The sequence below is a fragment of the Methanobacterium veterum genome, from assembly GCF_000745485.1.
Classification (GTDB): domain Archaea; phylum Methanobacteriota; class Methanobacteria; order Methanobacteriales; family Methanobacteriaceae; genus Methanobacterium_D; species Methanobacterium_D veterum.
The window spans coordinates 512,896-531,049 of the sequence record NZ_JQJK01000008.1 but is presented as its reverse complement, the minus strand read 5'-3'; the positions used below and the strand labels follow the sequence as shown (position 1 = coordinate 531,049).

The window sequence follows — 18,154 nt, the reverse complement described above, 5'->3', positions numbered from 1 at the left end:
TTAATAATTGGGTAGGAGGCCAATATCATGTTTGAAAGGATCAAAGAGGATATAGAAATGGTGATGCTGAGGGATCCAGCAGCAAGAAGTAAATTAGAAATATTTCTCACATATCCTGGACTTCATGCTATATGGGGGTATGAAATAGCTCACTGGTTCTGGATTCGTAACCATTTATTTACTGGGCGATTTATATCTGCACTTTCCCGCCTCCTAACTGGTATTGAAATACATCCTGGGGCAAAAATTGGAAAAAGAGTTTTCATCGATCATGGGATGGGTGTTGTAGTTGGAGAAACTGCAATTGTAGGAGATGATGTGTTGATCTACCAGGGCGTTGTACTTGGTGGAACAAGCCTTGAACGGAAGAAAAGACACCCAACAATTGGTAGTGGGGTCGTTATAGGCTCAGGAGCTAAAATAATAGGGGATATTACTATTGGGGATTGTTCAAAGGTTGGTGCAGGTTCAGTAGTTTTAAAATCAGCTCCTCCAGGGTCTACAGTAGTTGGAATACCTGGAAGGAATGTCAAAGAGAAAAGGAAATGCGCTATTGATCTTGATCACGGAGAATTACCTGATCCAATTGCAGAAGTGATTAAACTTATTTTGCAGCGCCAGGATGAAATGGAAATGCAGCTTAAAGCGTTAGGATTGTCTACAACAACTATAAATTTAGATGAATTGTTTAATAAAAAATCAGAGATTGAAGAAATATTTTCAGAAGGGGCAGGCATCTAATTACATCGCTTATTTTTTTTAAGATTTAATGATACCTTAATTTTATAATTCATTTAATTAAACAATTTAATATTGAATTAAATAGGGTTAAGTTAATTGTACCTGTAGAACCGTATAGTATATAAAACCTTATAACATATGTTATATTGTTCAGTTAACTGTGTTATTTAAAGTTTAATTTCCAAAAATAATTAACTAAATTTCAAAATAATATATTAGATGAGGGTGATAAAATGAGACCGCCATGTGAAATAGTTGTATGGTACGTAATTCCAAGTATAAGGTCCGAATTAGCTAAAGAGCTTCTTAAGTTAGGTATAAAACAAAAAAGGATTTCTGAGCTGCTGGACATAACTCAGCCTGCAGTTTCACAGTATGTAAGTGATAAACGAGGACATGGGATCAAATTTGATGATAAGACCCAGAATATGATTAAAATGCTTGCAAAAGATCTAACGGAGCAAGAGCTTGGACCGGACCGCATCATTCAAAGAATATGTGAAATATGTAAAAATGTTAAAGCTGAGGAAATAATCTGTCAGCTGCATAAAGAAAAAGATAAAATTCCTACCGGTTGTAATGCATGTTTGGGTTCTAATAGGGACGCAGATATGGATTACTGCATTTAATTGGAGTTATACTCTAATTAATCATTTTTTTGAAATAGGGTATATTATATACTATTTATTCTTTTTAAAACTAAATTTGAAGTAAAAAAATTGTACTTTTTTTGAATTAAACGATATCATTCACTTAGAAATTAAAAAAGGTTTATTTATCCTCTAAATCTATTCCAGCATCTCTTAACTGACTTCTAATTTTATCTGATAGCTCATAATCTTTCTTTTTACGGAGCTCTTCTCTTACATCAATTAAGATATTAACTAATTCATCAGAATCGCTTTTAACTGATTCTACTGAAAAAGTAAGCCCTAAAATATCTCCAAATTCATTTAGTAAATTTTTTATTTCTTTAAATACCTTTTTAGAGATTTCTTCTTCATTTATTCCTTTATTTATATCTCTTACTAGATTGAAAAGTGCCGAGAGTGCAATTGGGGTATTAAAATCATTGTCCATTGCATCTAAGAATTCTTCTTTAGTATCTTCCAGTAATTGAAGATATTTTTCATCATGTCTATTTTCATTAGTTATATTGCTTTCTAAAAGCTCATCTACTGTTTTCATTACTTTGTGAATCCTTTTAAGGCTGTTTTGTGACTGCATTAGCGCATCATCACTGAAATCAATTGGACTTCTGTAATGGGTTGAAAGAACAAAGTACCTGAAGACCTGGGGGTCATATTCTTTGAGCAGTTCTTCTATTGTAACGAAATTTCCAAGTGACTTGGACATTTTCTCTCCGCTGACATTTAAAAAACCTGTATGCATCCAGTATTTGACCATTGGTTTTTTACCAGTTGCAGATTCCATCTGAGCGATTTCTGCTTCGTGATGGGGGAATATGAGGTCTAACCCTCCTCCATGAATATCAAACTGACCTCCAAAATAGGTTTCAGTTATTGCAGTATCTTCAATGTGCCATCCGGGCCGTCCTTTACCCCATGGGGAGTCCCATGATGGTTTTTCGTCTCTTTTTTTCCAAAGTGCAAAATCTCCAGGGTTTCTTTTTGTGGAATCTAAATTAACTCTATGAATATTTAAGTCTTCAATATTCCTGTTTGAGAGTTTTCCAAAATCTTCTAACTTAGATTCATCAAAGTAGACACCTGTAGATGTTTCATATGCGAATCCTTTATCTACCAATGTTTGAATTTGATTTATTATTTCAGTAAGGTGTTCCATTGCCCTTGCATAATAATTAACATTGGTTACGCCTAATAGTTCCATATCTTTAAAGTAGAGGCTTTCATATTTTTTTGCAAGTTCTAATGGTTCAACTCCAAGTTCAGATGCTCTTTTGATTATTTTATCATCTATATCTGTGATATTTTCCAGATAAAAAACGCTGTATCCTTTATATTTAAGATATCTTGCAATAACATCGAAAGCGATGTAAGTTCTTCCATGCCCTATGTGGGACTCATCGTAAACTGTTGGTCCACACACAAACATTTTTATTCTATTTTTGTTCATGGGCCTTAATTCTTCTTTTTTACGGGTCATGGTATTGTATACTTTCATTATTCTGCCTCAAACTCAAGTTAAATTAAAAAATGCTTATTATTGGATAATAAGATTAAAATAGTATTTATTAATTGTTATTTTAATCTAATTTCTGTTTAAATAAAATAGCTTTCGAAAATTTACTTTTCTATTTGTATTAAAGGCCGAGATTGGGATTTGAACCCAAGTATCATGGTCTGCAGCCACGCACCTAGCCGCTCGGTCATCTCGGCAAAAATATTTCGGCTTAGTTATTAAGTTAACGATTGTTATATAAATACTTTACCAAAGCTGATAACTATTCTGTAGTTCATAATAAATTTAGTTTTACTATGATTGGGGTCAGAATTGTTGAGTATACTTCCGTTTACTTAAGAATAGGCAAACCTTAAATAAGAAGAAAGCAGTTATTAAATATAACAATTGTTATAGTGATTTGATCATAGGGCTCTAAAAATGCTATTATAATCTCGGAATATAGCTTTTGAGAGTTTAAATCTATTAAATTATGGATAACTATGGGCTAAAAGATGCCAATAATCAAAATTTATTGGGAGAAATGTAAAATGACAGAAGAAAAGAAAAAAGAACGTGGATTAAGCACACTGGGATTACATGTAGGTCAGGAAGAACCAGATCCAGCAACCGGATCAAGGGCTGTACCGATCTACTTAACATCATCGTATGTTTTTAAGGATACTGAACATGCAGCAAATCTATTTGGCCTTAAAGAGTTTGGAAATATATACACTCGAATAATGAACCCTACCAATGACGTATTTGAAAAGAGGATAGCCGCAATAGAAGGGGGCCATACAGCGCTTTCAGTTTCATCAGGACTTTCTGCAATATTTATTGCCCTTTTAAATGCTACTAAGTTAGGGGATAATATAGTATCTGGAGACAACCTTTACGGTGGAACATATGAATTATTAAACTACACATTCCCTGATCTGGGGCGAACTGTAAAATTTGTTGACTCTACCAAACCTGAAGAATTCAAAAAAGCCATAGATGAAAAAACTAAGGCAATATATGTGGAATCACTTGGAAACCCAAAATTAGATGTCCCTGATTTTGAAGTTCTGGCTGAAATAGCTCATGAAGCAGGAATTCCGTTAATAGTGGATAATACGGCGGCAGTGGGTCTTTTAAGGCCAATAGAACATGGTGCAGATGTAGTTGTTTTATCTGCCACTAAATATGTGGGGGGACATGGGACCTCAATTGGGGGTGTTATAGTGGACTCCGGCAACTTTAACTGGGGTAATGGTAAGTTCCCACAGTTTACTGAACCGGACCCAAGTTATCATGGACTTAAATATTGGGAAACATTTGGTGACTTCCCTGAACTTGGTAACATTGCATTTACAATCAGGGCAAGGGTTTTACTTTTAAGAGATTTAGGACCCACCTTAAGTCCCTTCAACGCGTTTCAGTTCCTTCAAGGACTTGAAACACTTGAATTGAGGGTTAAAAAACACGCGGAAAATGCACTTGCTGTTGCAAAACACCTCCAAAAACATCCAAAAGTTGCATGGGTCAATTATCCTGGACTTGAAGATAATGTAAACCATAAAATAGCAAGTAAATACTTAAAACAAGGCTATGGTGGATTAGTTGGCTTCGGTGTTAAAGGAGGGTTAGAAGCAGGTATAAAATTCATAGAAAATGTGGAGTTATTCTCTCACCTTGCAAACATTGGTGATGCAAAGAGCTTGGTTATACATCCAGCATCAACAACCCACCAGCAGCTTACAAAAGAAGAACAGGAATGCACGGGAGTTACTGAAGACTTTGTAAGGTTATCTATTGGCCTTGAAAATGTTGAAGATATCATAGAGGACATAGATCAAGCATTATCTAAAATATAAATTAAGCGATTTTAATTGTCCAAATTGATTTAATATCATTTGGACATACAAATATTATGGGATTTAAGAAAATGAAAAAAGAATCAGTTGGGCTTGTTGAAACACAGTATTTCACTTTTCCAGATGATTTAATTCTGGAAGGTGGAAGCAGGCTTAAAGAAGTTACGGTAGCATACGAAACCTATGGTAAATTGAACAAAGAGAAGAGTAATGCTGTCCTTATTTGCCATGCACTTTCCGGAGATGCCCATGCTGCAGGGTGGCATGAAGGAGATAAGAAGCCGGGCTGGTGGGATATCATAATAGGGCCTGGAAAATGTTTGGATACGGAAAAATACTTTATTATCTGTTCTAATGTCATTGGAGGTTGTAAAGGTTCAACCGGTCCTTCATCTATTAATCCTGAAACTGGAAAGCATTATGGGCTTGAATTTCCAATTATTACCCTTTCAGACATGGTAAAAGCCCAGAAAAAATTGATAGATCATCTTGGAATCAATCAACTTTTTGCAGTTGTAGGTGGATCAATGGGGGGGATGCAGGTACTGCAGTGGTGTATTTCTTATCCTGACATGATTAAACTGGCTATTCCTATAGCTACGGCAGCCCGTTCTGCCCCACAGCAAATTGCTTTTAATGAGGTAGGCAGGCAGGCTATAGTATCCGATCCAAATTGGAATGACGGCTCTTATTATTCTGGAGAAGTACCAAAAGAAGGTTTAAGTCTTGCAAGGATGATAGGACACATTACATATCTCAGTTATGAATCAATGTATCAGAAGTTTGGTAGAAGACTTCAGGATAAGGAAAAATATGGATTCGATTTTTCAATGGATTTTCAGGTAGAAAGCTATCTCCATTATCAGGGTAACTCATTTGTTAAAAGATTTGATGCAAACACCTATCTTTACGTAACAAAGGCCATGGATTATTTTGATTTAACTGCAAATGGGTCGTTGGCTGAAGGGTTTAAGGATGTAAAAGCTAAATTCCTGGTTATTTCAGTAGATTCTGATTGGCTTTACCCGCCGGAACAATCAAAAGAAATAGTAATGGCTCTAACTGCAAATGACATAGATGTAAACTATCATGAGATTAAATCCCCATATGGGCATGATGCTTTCCTTTTAGAGGCAGGTCAGTTAAACTATATAATAAATGGTTTCCTTTCTGAAATTCTTGTTGGAGATGTTATGACTCCTATGACTGCTAAGATAAGCGAAGAAGCAAGTATAGATGAAGCAGCTAAATTGATGCTTGATGAAAAGGTTACACACCTGCCAGTTATAGCAGATGATAACAGGTTAATAGGTATAGTAACGGCATGGGATATATCTAAGGCAGTTGCTTTAAAATGCAGTAAATTAGATGAAATAATGACAAAAAATGTCATAACGGCTTGTCCCGAAGAATACATAGAACTTGCAGCTGAGAAAATGAAAAAATATAATATATCTTCTCTTCCAGTAGTTGATGGGGGTAAAAGGGTCATTGGAATTATAACAACTGATCATATCAGTACGTTGATGGCCCGGGACTGATTAAAAAAATTTAACATAATTAAATTTCATATAATAATTAAGTAATTTACAATAGTATGACCTTACAAAACCTTACATTTTGAGGATTATGATTTTAAAAAGGTTGATCATCACAAAGCGTTCATATTATACTTAACTTGATTTGTAATAAATACGAGGTTAGGAAATACGCAGTATTTTAAAAAAAATTGAGGTGAAATAATGATTTATATGGATCATTCAGCTACATCACCAGTTGATCCAGAAGTATTTGAGGCAATGAAGCCCTATTTTGTTGATAATTTTGGAAATGCATCTACGCTATACTCGCTGGGTAGGGACGCAAGAAAAGCTATGGAAGCTGCAAGGGAACAGGTTGCTTCTTTAATAGGAGCAAAGCCTGAAGAAGTTATTTTTACAAGCGGAGGTACTGAATCAGATAATATCGCAATTAAAGGTACTGTATACCGCCTGAAAAATAAGGGAAATCACATAATTACAAGTGCTATAGAACACCCTGCAGTAAGGGAAACATGCAAATATTTGGAAAAAAATGGCTTTGAAGTTACATATCTCCCTGTTTACGAAGAAGGTATTGTTCGAGTATCTGATCTGGAAGATGCAATAACTGACAAAACCATTCTTATTACAATCATGCACGCCAACAATGAAATTGGAACCATCCAGCCAATAGCAGAAATTGGTAAAATAGCAAGGGAAAATAAAATTTATTTTCACACGGATGCTGTACAGACTATTGGTAAAATTCCAGTGAACGTGGAAGAGATGAATGTCGACATGCTGTCGCTTTCAGCGCATAAAGTTTACGGCCCAAAGGGAATTGGAGCATTATATGTTAAAAAAGGAGTTAGATTAGAACCTATAATTCATGGGGGAGGACATGAAAAAGGATTAAGGCCAGGGACAGAAAACGTTTCAGGAATCGTTGGGCTTGGTAAAGCGTGCGAACTTGCAGAAAAAAACCTGCTGGAAGATGCGAAATATATAACAAATTTAAGGGACAAATTAATAGATGGAATACTGAATTCAATAGAACAATCTTACCTGGATGGACACAGAACAAAAAGGCTTCCAAACAACGTAAATTTAAGATTTACAGGTATTGAAGGTGAATCATTGGTATTGCACCTTGATTCAAAAGGAGTAGCTGCTTCAACTGGTTCTGCATGTTCTTCAAAGAGTCTAGAACCATCGCATGTTTTAATAGCACTTGGTTTAGAACATGTTGAAGCACATGGATCTCTACGTTTAACACTTGGAAAAGAAAATACAGAAGAAGAAGTAGATTATGTTATAACTGCAGTTAAAGAAGTAGTTGAGACCCTTAGAAAACTTTCTCCTCTTTGGTGTGCGATACCTGGGGCAGAAAGGAGAGAATAATTAATTTATGTGTATTAGAGGTTGATTATATGTATAGTGATAAGGTAATGGACCATTTTCAAAATCCAAGAAATGTTGGTGAAATAGAAGATGCAGATGGTGTTGGAACCGTAGGAAACCCTACTTGCGGAGATTTAATGACTATTTATATTAAAGTCAAAGACAATGTCATTGAAGATGTTAAATTCAAAACATTTGGGTGTGGGGCAGCTATTGCAACAAGCAGTATGATAACTGAAATGGCAGTAGGAAAAACAATCGAAGAAGCCCTGGCAATTACAAGAAATGATGTTGCAGATGAACTTGAAGGCCTTCCACCAGTTAAAATGCACTGTTCAAATCTTGCTGCAGATGCATTACACGCTGCAATCGATAATTACAAGGAAAAGATGGGAGAAAAGAAACCTGAAGATAGATGTAAGGATATTTGCTCCTGCGGCAAATAGAAACTTTTCCTATTTCAAATTATTTCTATTTTATCCATTATTTTGACCCTTCCACCAGTTAATACCCTTGCAAAAATACCTTCTTTTGGCATTATGCAGTCGCCAGCTTGATAATAAATGGCGCAGCGGGTATGGCATTCCTTACCGATTTGAGTTATTTCAAGAACTACTTTTTCCCCTATAGATATGTTTGCACCTACTGGTAAGGACACAAGATCAATTCCTTCAGTAGTTAAGTTTTCAGCAAAATCTCCAGGATTCACATTCAACCCCATGTCTCTCATTTTACTGATACTTTCAACTGCAAGTAAGCTGATCTGCCTGTGTGTATATTGGCTGCTGTGAGCATCACCAGCAATACCGTAGTTCTCCTTAAGACATGCATCTCCAACATTTATTTTTTTCGTCTCTTTCTTTTCACTTGTGCAAACTGCTATGATTTTAGCTGCCATGATATCAACCAGATTATTGTAAAGTGGATGGGATGTTCTTTTATAGACATGCATCTACAATGTTTATTTTCTTTGTTTGTTTCTTTTCACTTGTGCAAACTGCTATGATTTTAGCTGCTATAATATCAACCAGATTATTGTAAAAATAAGATTTTATATTTTGATTTATATGATTTAAAAAATAAATTAATGGTGTTAAACCACATATGTTCAATTTATTTGCTGATAGCCGCTGTTTCACTTGTTTTGGTGTTTTTATTACCTTTTAGATTTTTTATAATCAATTCAGCAACTTTTTCACCTGATAGAAGCATTCCTCCGAATGTAGGGCCCATTCTTGGTTGGCCAAATGTGGTTGCAACAGACATACCAGTTACATACAGTCCGGGATAAACTTCTTTTGTGTGTTCGATGATTGCATCTTCTGATTTTTCCACCCACATTCCCTCGAATCCGGCTATATCTACAAGTCCACGCTCTTCTAATGATTTTACAACTACTGCATCGTGTCCAGTTGCATCTATTACAATTTTGGATTCAATTGCGACAGGGTCAACACAGGTTATTGCCCTTGGAAGTGCAGAAACTGGTGTCCAGTTTATAACGGTACCGCTGACACGTCCTTCACGAACAACAACATCATCAAACTTGGTCATGTTGATTACTTTGGCTCCGGCATCCATTGCACTTGCTATTAATTTTGAACATGCATGTGGCCCGTCTGCAACGAACAATCCTTCTTTTACCTCTTTGTAGGGCACTCCTATTTCGTCAAAGATTTTTTGACCAGGTGCTCTTACTGTTAGCTTGTTCATGAGGTAACCACCTATCCAGAAACCTCCTCCGAGATAATTGTTGCTTTCGATTATAAGTGTTTTAACGCCGTTTTCTGCGAGTTTTTTAGCAGCTACAAGTCCACTTGGGCCTGCACCAACGATAATTACGTCACTTTCAATATATTCTATAAATTCTTCGGCAAATCCTTCTACAATTGCCTTTGTTACATCTTTTTCAGATATTTTTGCAAATATTTCCATTTTTAATACCTTCATTTTTTCTTAACAATAGTTATATAACAATCGTTACATATAAGTATTGTGATGGGGTTTTAGCTTAAGAATAGATGATTGGGGTGATTTAAATCAGTAATATTATAAAAAAAGAAATAAATTTTATAGGGAATTTAATAGTTTATTATTAAGATTCCCCATCTTCAAGTGAAGAAACAATCTTTTTAACTTCCGCGTCAAAATCAATTTCCTCAAGTACTTCTATAACTTTATCCAGTTTTGCATTTGTTTCAGGGTACTGTGGAACTGCTGTACATTCTGGTGCTGGAAGTATAGAAATATCAAGGGTGCCTATTTTTTTACCTATCTCTTCAATTTCGATTTTATCCATCCCGATTAAAGGGCTTAAAACAGGCATGCTAGTTGGATACCTTGTTGCAAGTATGTTTGGCAGGGTCTGTGATGCAACCTGCCCTAAACTGCTTCCATCAACGATTGCAAGGGCACCTTCTTTTTCAGCGATTTCTTCAGCGATTCTGTACATACCGCTTTTACACAGGACGCATGTTAAACGAATGGGCGCGTCTTCAATGCATTTTTTGAGGTATTCTCCGTATCCTGCTGCGTAAAATTTAATGGGTGTTGGTGAGTATTCATTGAGCTTGTCAACAATTTTAAGCACTTTTTCATTGGATTTTCCAGTGTAGGGGTAGTTGTTGAAATGGAGCGCTATAACTTCAACACCCCTTTTCATCATTAAAAATGCTGCAACTGGAGAATCAATACCTCCTGATAAAAGTGCAATAACTTTACCCTGGGTTCCAATAGGAAGACCGCCTATTCCTTGAATCTTTTCATGGTAAATATAAGTTTTGTTATCTCTAACTTCCACAAAAAGCTCGAAGTCAGGGTTACTTAAATTGACAGGTGCACCTGTAGCTTTAACCACCACTGAACCGCAGAACCCTGCCATTTCATGGCTTGAAAATTCATGTGTTCCTACTCTTCTGCATCTTATTGCAAATGAGTTTTCTTTTGAAAATGAACCTTCAGATATTAAATTTTCCACATATTCGTTGACGGTTTCTTCAATAATGTTAAAATCAGTCTCTGTAGATACTGCCGGGCTGAATGATACTACACCCATTGTTTTACTCAATACTTCGCATGCTTCATTAAAATTTTCAGGATATAGAAATACCCTGCCCTGGTTTATATCTATTTCACATTTTAATTTACGTTTTATATTAGATATGAGCTTGTTTTCAAACCTGCGCCTTACTTTAGGGCTTTTAACACCAATTTCCCCATATCTTACAATTATAAGATCATAATCCATTAAAATTCCTCCAGTTTTAAAAATAATTTGTTATAATTGAATATTCACTTTCATAATCTTTATTTTGCAATATTAACTATTTTATGGGCTTTAATCAAAATTACTATTAATTTAAAGAAATTAATTTAGATACTGATTGATTGTTTTTCATTTAAGTTAGGATATTTATGAAATTTAAAATTTGTTCTGAATTTTAAATTAAAAGAACAATTTAAATTTATTAGTGGGCTTATATTTGGAATTCTAAATATAAAAAGTAAATTAAGAAAAATTAAAAGTGTTTTTATTTTCACTGTTTGAAATTGTTAAGCTCTTGAAAGTGCTTTATCTAGATCTTCAATTAAATCATCTGTATCTTCAAGTCCAATAGACAATCTGATTAGGTCATCTGTAATTCCTGCATTTTTACGCCCTTCTTCGCCCATTGAAGCGTGGCTCATTGAAGCGGCATGTTCAACAAGCGAATCTGCCCCACCAAGTGATTCAGCAAGTGCAAACAGGTTAAGGCCTCTTAAAAAGGTCCCTATGTTAGAATTAGTTTTAAATGATACAACTCCTCCGAATCCTTTCATCTGTCTTTTAGCAATTTCATGTCCTTTATGGGAGGGAAGTCCTGGATAAAAGACTTTGCTAACTTTTGGATGGTCCTGCAAATATTCAGCAACTGCTATGGCATTTGAGGCATGTTTTTCCATTCTAAGGGGCAGTGTTTTCAACCCTCTTAGAACAAGCCATGCATCAAAAGGTGCTTCACCTGTTCCAAGCCCATTTAGCTGGAAATGGACATCTTCTGCCAGTTTATCTGTTGTAGTAACTATTGCGCCTCCAATTACATCACAGTGCCCGTTTACGTATTTTGTCGTGGAGTGCAGTACAAGATCGATTCCAAACTCAATAGGCCTTAGGAAATAAGGACTTGAAAAGGTGTTATCTGTAAGTGTAAGTATATCATGTTCTTTTGCAATTTTTGAAATCATTTCAAGATCAGTAATATTGAGTAATGGGTTTGATGGAGTTTCAGTCCATATCAGTTTAGTATTAGGTTTAACTGCATCTAGAATTTTTTCTTCATTATCAAGCCTTAAAAATGTAAATTCGAGCCCAAATTTGGTCATTATTTCTGAAAAGAGCCTATAAGTCCCACCATAACAATCATCACAAACTATTACATGATCTCCTGCTTTCAGGAAGTGTATGGCAGTTGTAATTGCAGCCATCCCGCTTGCAAATGCAAATCCTGCATTGCCTCCTTCCAGTGCTGCAAGTGCATCTTCCAGAGCTTTTCTTGTTGGATTACTTGTCCTGGTGTAATCATGTTCTTTAGGCTTCCCTAAGTCATCAAAGATGAAATTGGAAGTCTGCCATATTGGAGTGGAGATTGCGCCTGTTGCTGGACACGGCTGCCTTCCAGAATGGACTGATTTCGTGTTAAACTTCATATTTTGCCTCATTTATTGGTATAAATCTATTTAATCATTTATTATTCATTTAAATAACCTGTAAAAACTGATGCTTTTGAAAATGGGTAATTATCTTCAATTATAGTAACAATTGTTATATAACGATTGTTATATATGCTTTTCGGTTTTTAAAAATATCCTTAAAAAATTAGAACCAATTGATAAGAAACATAGATATTTTCCATATTGAAATGATCATTTTTTTAATTAGATGTTTAATAAGCAAAATAATGTATTTAATCCTTGTTTTGAGAAAGATGGGAGTTATATATGAGCGCAGTAAATCTTGCATAAAATATCAGGATATAAGGGGCAATTATGAGCTCTGCAATTACAAAACCAAATATATTTGCGGATTCTATTATTTCTTGCAGTATTGGCCATCCAACTGCCACTAATCCTAAAATTACAATTATATATCCAACTAATAGTTTTTTTAAACCTATCTGCTTAATTTTTTTAGATATTTCGATCAATTTAAATGCTTCTACGAATGAACCTCCTTTAAAGGCCATATGGGGTATTGCTACAGTAAATAATACATCAAAAATGAATAATAAGAATGCTAAAAGGATTATAAGCATAATTACGATATTTTCGGGAAATGATGGTAGTCCAAAGTTTATTTGAGTAAATACTGCATCTAAAATCACAATGAAAATAATAAGCGGTATTAAAAAATATATAATTGCTATAATTATTTCATTAATCCCATGTTTAAACATAGAGATGAAATTATTTAATTTGGGAGGCTTTTTAGCCCCAGTTAAGCTTTTTTCGATAATTTTAAAAGTGTAACCTGATTCCAATATAGTTGTAATAGCTAATAACAAAAAACTCAGTAAAATAATAATTATTGTGCCAGTGATACCTAGTTTGTATCCGAAAAGCTGGTTAGAATCAAAATATCTGCTCAACAAAAAACTGCCAATTAAAATCAAAAATCCAAGTGAAAAAAGTGATTTTAAATTTAGTAATGGATATTTTGCTGAATCTATTAGTATTTCACGCATTTTCATAATTGAACATCCTTGATTACACTGTATCCAATATGATATGATTATGTTTATCAATATTTGGATTCTATAGTTGAATTTTGGGATGCCTGAGATAAAATATGCAAATATTTATTTAAAAATAAGGAAGATTAGAATGTTTGTGCGTTAAAAACATTCTTTAAATTTTATCTAATTAAGCGAACATGTGTTTTGGTTCATTTTTTTCGTTTTTATATAAATTCAGAGCATATTCTACATGGTCCCATGTTACAGAATCGGTATCTTCAGAAATTGCTTTATGGAGTGCTGTTTTTAACAACCTCTCTTTTATATCCCTTCCAGACATACCTTTACTCACATTTGCCAGCCTTTTGACGTCTACTTTCATTTCAACAGGCATGGTTTTTATATAATTTTCGAGCATGCTTTGTCTCTGGTCTTTATTTGGGATTTCAAATTCTATTTCTTCTTCAAAACGGCTCCTTATTGCAAAATCAAGCAGATGGGGATTGTTTGTCGCACCTATGGTTACTACACCGTAATTCTGGTCTATTCCATCCATTTCGGTGAGTAATGCATTTACAACCTCTGAAACGTCTCCACGAAGGGACTGGTATTTTCTATCTAGTCCAATAGCATCCATTTCATCTATAAATATGACTGAAGGGGATGATTGGGATGCAGCTTCAAAAAGCTCGTGTATTTGCCTTGCGCCATCCCCAACATGTTCTCCTATAAGCCTTGTGGCTTTTATAAGGAATAATGGAACCTTAAGCTCGTTGGAGAGGGATTTTGCAAGCATTGTTTTCCCTGTTCCTGGTTGCCCATAGAATAATACATTTCGAGGTGCCCATTCTTTAAATTTCTCAGGCTCCTGCAGGTATTTCATTATTATCTTACATTTTGTTTTTGCACGTTCCTGGCCAATTACATCATCCATTTTGACGTTGGTTTCTATTTTTTTGATTTCCTCATTTTCTTCATTTTCCATAAGGAATATTGAGGTATTTTCAGTTATTTTGGAATTATTTGGATGGGCCTTTATTATTTTAAATGCGTAATCCGGTAATAATTTTTGATCAAAGAGAAAAGAGCCTTCGCAAACTTCATAACCTTCCCATTGTTCCCTTGCATAGAGTTCAAAAAGTTCTTTATTAACTATCTCTATCTTTGGGCTTTCAACCAGATTACATAGGAATGGATAGCCAACTGACTGCAGGACAACAACTTTGGCTTCTTTTTTAGGCCCGTTTTGACTTGTTGGCATTTTTTTCTCTACTATATATGAATCAGGCGTTACATTGTTAAATTTCACTAATACACCTTCCAGCGTTAGATATAATGTTAAAAATCAATTTTTTGTATATAAAAATTCGTAAGTTGGTTTAATTTTATACATCTTTATAGTATGGTATGTATGATTAGGAATAAAAACTTTAGCTTCAGATTGTATATAAACCTATGGGCATAAAAAACCTGAAAAATGGCTTTATTTTTTGTGTGGTGCAAAATTATTGGTTGACATTTGCTTTATTTTATCCCCTCAAAATACTGCTGTATTCTTTTTTCATTTCTAATGCATCAATATCCAGGTAAGGAGTTTCACATATTAAAGTGACATTAAATCCATTTTCTGAAATTAATTCAAGTAATGGAGTAAGGGGAGGCCCAAAGTTTGAATCATCGAGTATATGATGTTTTTTCTCACCGGCATCTGTGTATTCTATCTTTGTAAAATGACAGTGAAGTGATTTTAAATCTAATTCCTTTTCTATTTTATTGAATATCTTTGCATAATCTTCTTTGGTTTTAATAATTCCTCCAGACCGCGCATGCATGTGTGCAAAGTCTACAGTTGGGGCAAAATTATCAAAAGACCTGCATATATCTACTAGCTCGTCAAGTGAACCAAATTGTGACTTTTTACCTGTAGTTTCTGGTGCAAATGTATAATTTTTAATTCCAAGCGTTTCCATATTTTCTAAGAGTTCGGAAATAGCATCTTTACATTTTTTCATGGCTTCCTCTGGGGAATATTTTGTATAAAAACCCATGTGAAAAACTGTTCTGTATGAATTCATCCATTCTCCTGCTTTTGCAGACTGAACTAATCTTTCAACTGATTTTTTGATTGTATCCTCTTTTTGTGAGCATAAATTGATGTAGTAAGGCCCATGCATTGAAACCAAAATATCATTTTTGGCCGCATTTTCACCAAGTTCAAGCGCGGACTGTTTTGAAATTCTAACTCCATAAGTAGCTTGATATTCAAAAGCATCAAGCCCTATTTTTTTAATATAATCACAAACCTGTGTGGTTTTACCTTTGTATCCTATGGGCCTTCCTGCTGGACCGAATCTTATGTCTTGTTTCATTTAATCACTTTTTTACTGGTAGATATCGTATAAATATCATTTTTTGGCTACTTAATTTAAAATCTGTTTTTAATTTCATATTTTTTACATATTTTATTTGCCCTTTCAGCAAGGTCTTTTTGATATTTTGAGGTAGGATAAAAATTATCCCCAAATAAACGCTTTGTTTTTTCTAAAATTTCAGGGAAATTTTTTTCAATTATTTTGTAATAAACGGTCTTGCAATCATTAGTTTCTTCTCCAAATAATGTAAGTCCTGCAGTTAAAATTGAGTCAGCTCCGTAGTTTTTTGCGAGTACTACCATTTTTTCTATTTGCTTATCTGAATCAGACAAAAATGGCAGGACAGGCATGTAGCATACTCCAACCTTAAAACCTTCGTCTTTAAACTTTTTCATGGTTTCAAGCCTTTCTTTAGGTGTGGGGGCATTGGGTTCAAATATTCTGGCCAATTTTTCATCAGGGGTGGAGAAAGAAAAAGATATTATGGCTCCTCCTTTTAATTTAGGTTTTAAATCAGGGGGTAAAATTGCATTTTCATTGATCCTCTTTAAAATGTCCATATCTCTTAAAACAAGGGTAGATTTGGTTAAAATACTTACAGGGAATTTAAACCTGTTTATTATCTGGAGAATAGATCTTGTTAATTTCAATTCTTCTTCGATCTGAGGATAAGCTTCACTGGACGTTGCTAAGGCTATTAATCCATATTCTTTATTTTTTGCCCTTTTTTTGAGCTGTTTTACCAGGATATCTGGAGCATTTGCTTTGGCAGATGTTTTATGGGTGATATTTCCGCCGTAATGGCTCCCGCGAATGTAACAGTAAAGACAGTTAACCGAACACCCGTAATATGGATTTAATGTGTAATCACTTAAAAACCATGAATCTCTCTTTTTATGTTTATTGAGAATAGATTTAACATTAATTTTATTTATTTGTGGTTGTACTTCAATTTTTTGTCCGGTGTTTTCTGGCTTTTTGAAATCGTAAAGATCCATAATCATTATTGTCATTTTTTAATTAAATAAATAACCTTTAAAATTTTAACATGTTTTAGACAAGTAATGTAAATATGAACCGTATAAAACCAGTAATCGTTTAAATTGACCATAAAAGTATTTAAAACGAATAAGCATCTATTGGGAATAAAAATTGAAATAATATTAAAATAAGCTTCAAAAATGAATTTTAAAAGAATATAAGTAAATTATCTGGAGTTAATATGGGTCCCAGTTTTTGATTTCTTTATACTCTGGAAAGTCTCCATATGGATATTTATTAAACATTTGTCCCCATTCGGTCTTTTTAAATTCTTTTATTTTCTTTTTTCCTGTCGTTGGGTACCATAGTTTGTCATGGTAGAATTCGGACGCAAAAATGAATGTTTTAAATATGGGGGAGTTAAATAGCAGGTGGTGCAGCCATTTGATGTTCATGGTGCTTTTTCTTATTCTTTGATCCCACTTTACAACTGGGCTCCTGCTTGTTTCAAATTTGAAGTTTAGATTTTTCAGATCTCCATTATCCATTCCCACTATTTCGATCTGGTCAACATCTCCTATTCCAAGGCCTCTGTCGTGTGCTGTTTTGATGTAATTTATTTTTAGTGGGTCGAAGCCCATTATTTTAGCTGCAATGGCATCGATTGCAACCTGATCTTCACTGGCAAGGATGATGTTTCCGCAGTATGGTTCCATTGTTCTTGGTCCTGCGCCATTTCCGCAAACTCCTCCATCCATAACTGAGAAGATTCCGTTATGGATTTCTTTTTGAATTGCCAGTAAATCGACAAGGACCTCATGTATCTTTTTATGGGCATGATGCCTGTATTTGGGAATTAATCCACCAAAAGCATTTTTCATAGCCCCTGTAGTTGTGGTGTGGCCGTGGGTTTTTACTGTTGGGAAATGGACTACATTAGAACCGTAAAACATTTTTGGGACTAACACTTCGCCGAATATGTCGTTCATTGCAAGCATTTCTGATTTAGGTTTATGAGTTTCCCATTCTACGTCTGTTAATGGTTGAAAATCTATTTCATTCTCCTTTAATAGAGGTAACCATTTGTTGTAGTATGCTCCTTTCCATGGGTGAGTTACCACAGTCTGGTTCTCTACAGCTACAATATCCTTGTAATCGTCTTTTTTTAATGTATTTAAAACCCCTTCAAGCTGCCATGGGGGAGTTGAACATGCAGGGTAGTAGAGTGTCCATGAAAGGTTGAGCTTTAAAACTGTTTTGTCCTGTTTTGATAATGATTTTTCATAATCTGTAAGATGCATTAATTTGTAATAATCATCAATTACTGTTTCTGGTGATGTTTTAAGTAAAGCGACTTTTGACATGTTATTCACTTCAGTTTTTATTATCTATATCTTTTTTCCCAATTATACCAATTTTATATATTA

16 protein-coding genes and 1 tRNA gene are annotated in these 18,154 nt (G+C 34.5%); 6 read left to right on the top strand and 11 right to left on the bottom strand.

What is annotated here, in order from left to right; all coding sequences use genetic code 11:
- Positions 1–27 precede the first annotated feature (27 nt).
- Entirely contained in the window at positions 28–741 is a 714-nt protein-coding gene (gene cysE / locus EJ01_RS02740; protein ID WP_048080379.1) for a serine O-acetyltransferase, read from the top strand.
- A gap of 233 nt (positions 742–974) precedes the next feature.
- The gene (locus tag EJ01_RS02735) at positions 975–1,370 is read left to right on the top strand and encodes a transcriptional regulator (protein WP_048080378.1); all 396 of its coding nucleotides are present in this window, start codon (positions 975–977) and stop codon (positions 1,368–1,370) included.
- A 142-nt stretch (positions 1,371–1,512) separates the two neighbouring features.
- On the opposite strand, the gene cysS is transcribed toward EJ01_RS02735, so the two are convergent.
- Both cysS and EJ01_RS02725 read right to left on the bottom strand, forming a co-directional pair.
- Positions 1,513–2,886 (bottom strand): cysteine--tRNA ligase, encoded by a 1,374-nt coding sequence (cysS, locus tag EJ01_RS02730; protein WP_048080377.1) that lies wholly within the window; start codon positions 2,884–2,886, stop codon positions 1,513–1,515.
- A 144-nt stretch (positions 2,887–3,030) separates the two neighbouring features.
- Positions 3,031–3,101 (bottom strand) — tRNA-Cys (locus EJ01_RS02725).
- A gap of 333 nt (positions 3,102–3,434) precedes the next feature.
- Between EJ01_RS02725 and EJ01_RS02720 the strand changes: the two genes are divergently transcribed.
- From EJ01_RS02720 to nifU, 4 genes are all read left to right on the top strand, one after another.
- Entirely contained in the window at positions 3,435–4,742 is a 1,308-nt protein-coding gene (locus tag EJ01_RS02720; protein ID WP_048080376.1) for an O-acetylhomoserine aminocarboxypropyltransferase/cysteine synthase family protein, read from the top strand.
- 71 nt (positions 4,743–4,813) lie between these two features.
- A complete protein-coding gene (metX, locus tag EJ01_RS02715; protein ID WP_048080375.1) occupies positions 4,814–6,283 on the top strand; it encodes a homoserine O-acetyltransferase MetX in 1,470 nt (489 codons plus the stop codon).
- A gap of 204 nt (positions 6,284–6,487) precedes the next feature.
- A complete protein-coding gene (gene nifS / locus EJ01_RS02710; protein WP_048080567.1) occupies positions 6,488–7,663 on the top strand; it encodes a cysteine desulfurase NifS in 1,176 nt (391 codons plus the stop codon).
- 29 nt (positions 7,664–7,692) lie between these two features.
- The gene (gene nifU / locus EJ01_RS02705; protein WP_048080374.1) at positions 7,693–8,109 is read left to right on the top strand and encodes a Fe-S cluster assembly scaffold protein NifU; all 417 of its coding nucleotides are present in this window, start codon (positions 7,693–7,695) and stop codon (positions 8,107–8,109) included.
- Between the two features lie 14 nt (positions 8,110–8,123).
- Here nifU and EJ01_RS02700 read toward each other — a convergent pair whose 3' ends face one another.
- The 9 genes from EJ01_RS02700 to EJ01_RS02660 all read right to left on the bottom strand — a co-directional run bounded on the left by EJ01_RS02700 (position 8,124) and on the right by EJ01_RS02660 (position 18,091).
- Entirely contained in the window at positions 8,124–8,561 is a 438-nt protein-coding gene (locus EJ01_RS02700) for an MOSC domain-containing protein (RefSeq protein WP_048080566.1), read from the bottom strand.
- 215 nt (positions 8,562–8,776) lie between these two features.
- Positions 8,777–9,598, bottom strand: a complete 822-nt coding sequence (locus EJ01_RS02695) for a sulfide-dependent adenosine diphosphate thiazole synthase (protein WP_084689107.1) — start codon at positions 9,596–9,598, stop codon at positions 8,777–8,779.
- Positions 9,599–9,758: 160 nt separating this feature from the next.
- Entirely contained in the window at positions 9,759–10,910 is a 1,152-nt protein-coding gene (gene thiI / locus EJ01_RS02690; protein ID WP_048080372.1) for a tRNA uracil 4-sulfurtransferase ThiI, read from the bottom strand.
- Positions 10,911–11,215: 305 nt separating this feature from the next.
- Positions 11,216–12,349: a trans-sulfuration enzyme family protein gene (locus EJ01_RS02685; RefSeq protein ID WP_048080371.1), complete on the bottom strand. Its 1,134-nt coding sequence runs from the start codon at positions 12,347–12,349 to the stop codon at positions 11,216–11,218.
- 257 nt (positions 12,350–12,606) lie between these two features.
- Positions 12,607–13,389, bottom strand: coding sequence for a DUF4013 domain-containing protein (locus tag EJ01_RS02680; protein ID WP_048080370.1), 783 nt, complete (start codon positions 13,387–13,389; stop codon positions 12,607–12,609).
- Positions 13,390–13,561: 172 nt separating this feature from the next.
- Positions 13,562–14,683: an AAA family ATPase gene (locus EJ01_RS02675; RefSeq protein ID WP_048080369.1), complete on the bottom strand. Its 1,122-nt coding sequence runs from the start codon at positions 14,681–14,683 to the stop codon at positions 13,562–13,564.
- Between the two features lie 220 nt (positions 14,684–14,903).
- Positions 14,904–15,743 (bottom strand): TIM barrel protein, encoded by an 840-nt coding sequence (locus EJ01_RS02670; protein WP_048080368.1) that lies wholly within the window; start codon positions 15,741–15,743, stop codon positions 14,904–14,906.
- A 56-nt stretch (positions 15,744–15,799) separates the two neighbouring features.
- Positions 15,800–16,750 (bottom strand): SPL family radical SAM protein, encoded by a 951-nt coding sequence (locus EJ01_RS02665; protein WP_245611135.1) that lies wholly within the window; start codon positions 16,748–16,750, stop codon positions 15,800–15,802.
- Between the two features lie 213 nt (positions 16,751–16,963).
- On the bottom strand, positions 16,964–18,091 hold the full coding sequence (locus EJ01_RS02660; RefSeq protein WP_048080367.1) for a DUF362 domain-containing protein: 1,128 nt from the start codon (positions 18,089–18,091) through the stop codon (positions 16,964–16,966).
- Between the last annotated feature and the right edge of the window lie 63 nt (positions 18,092–18,154).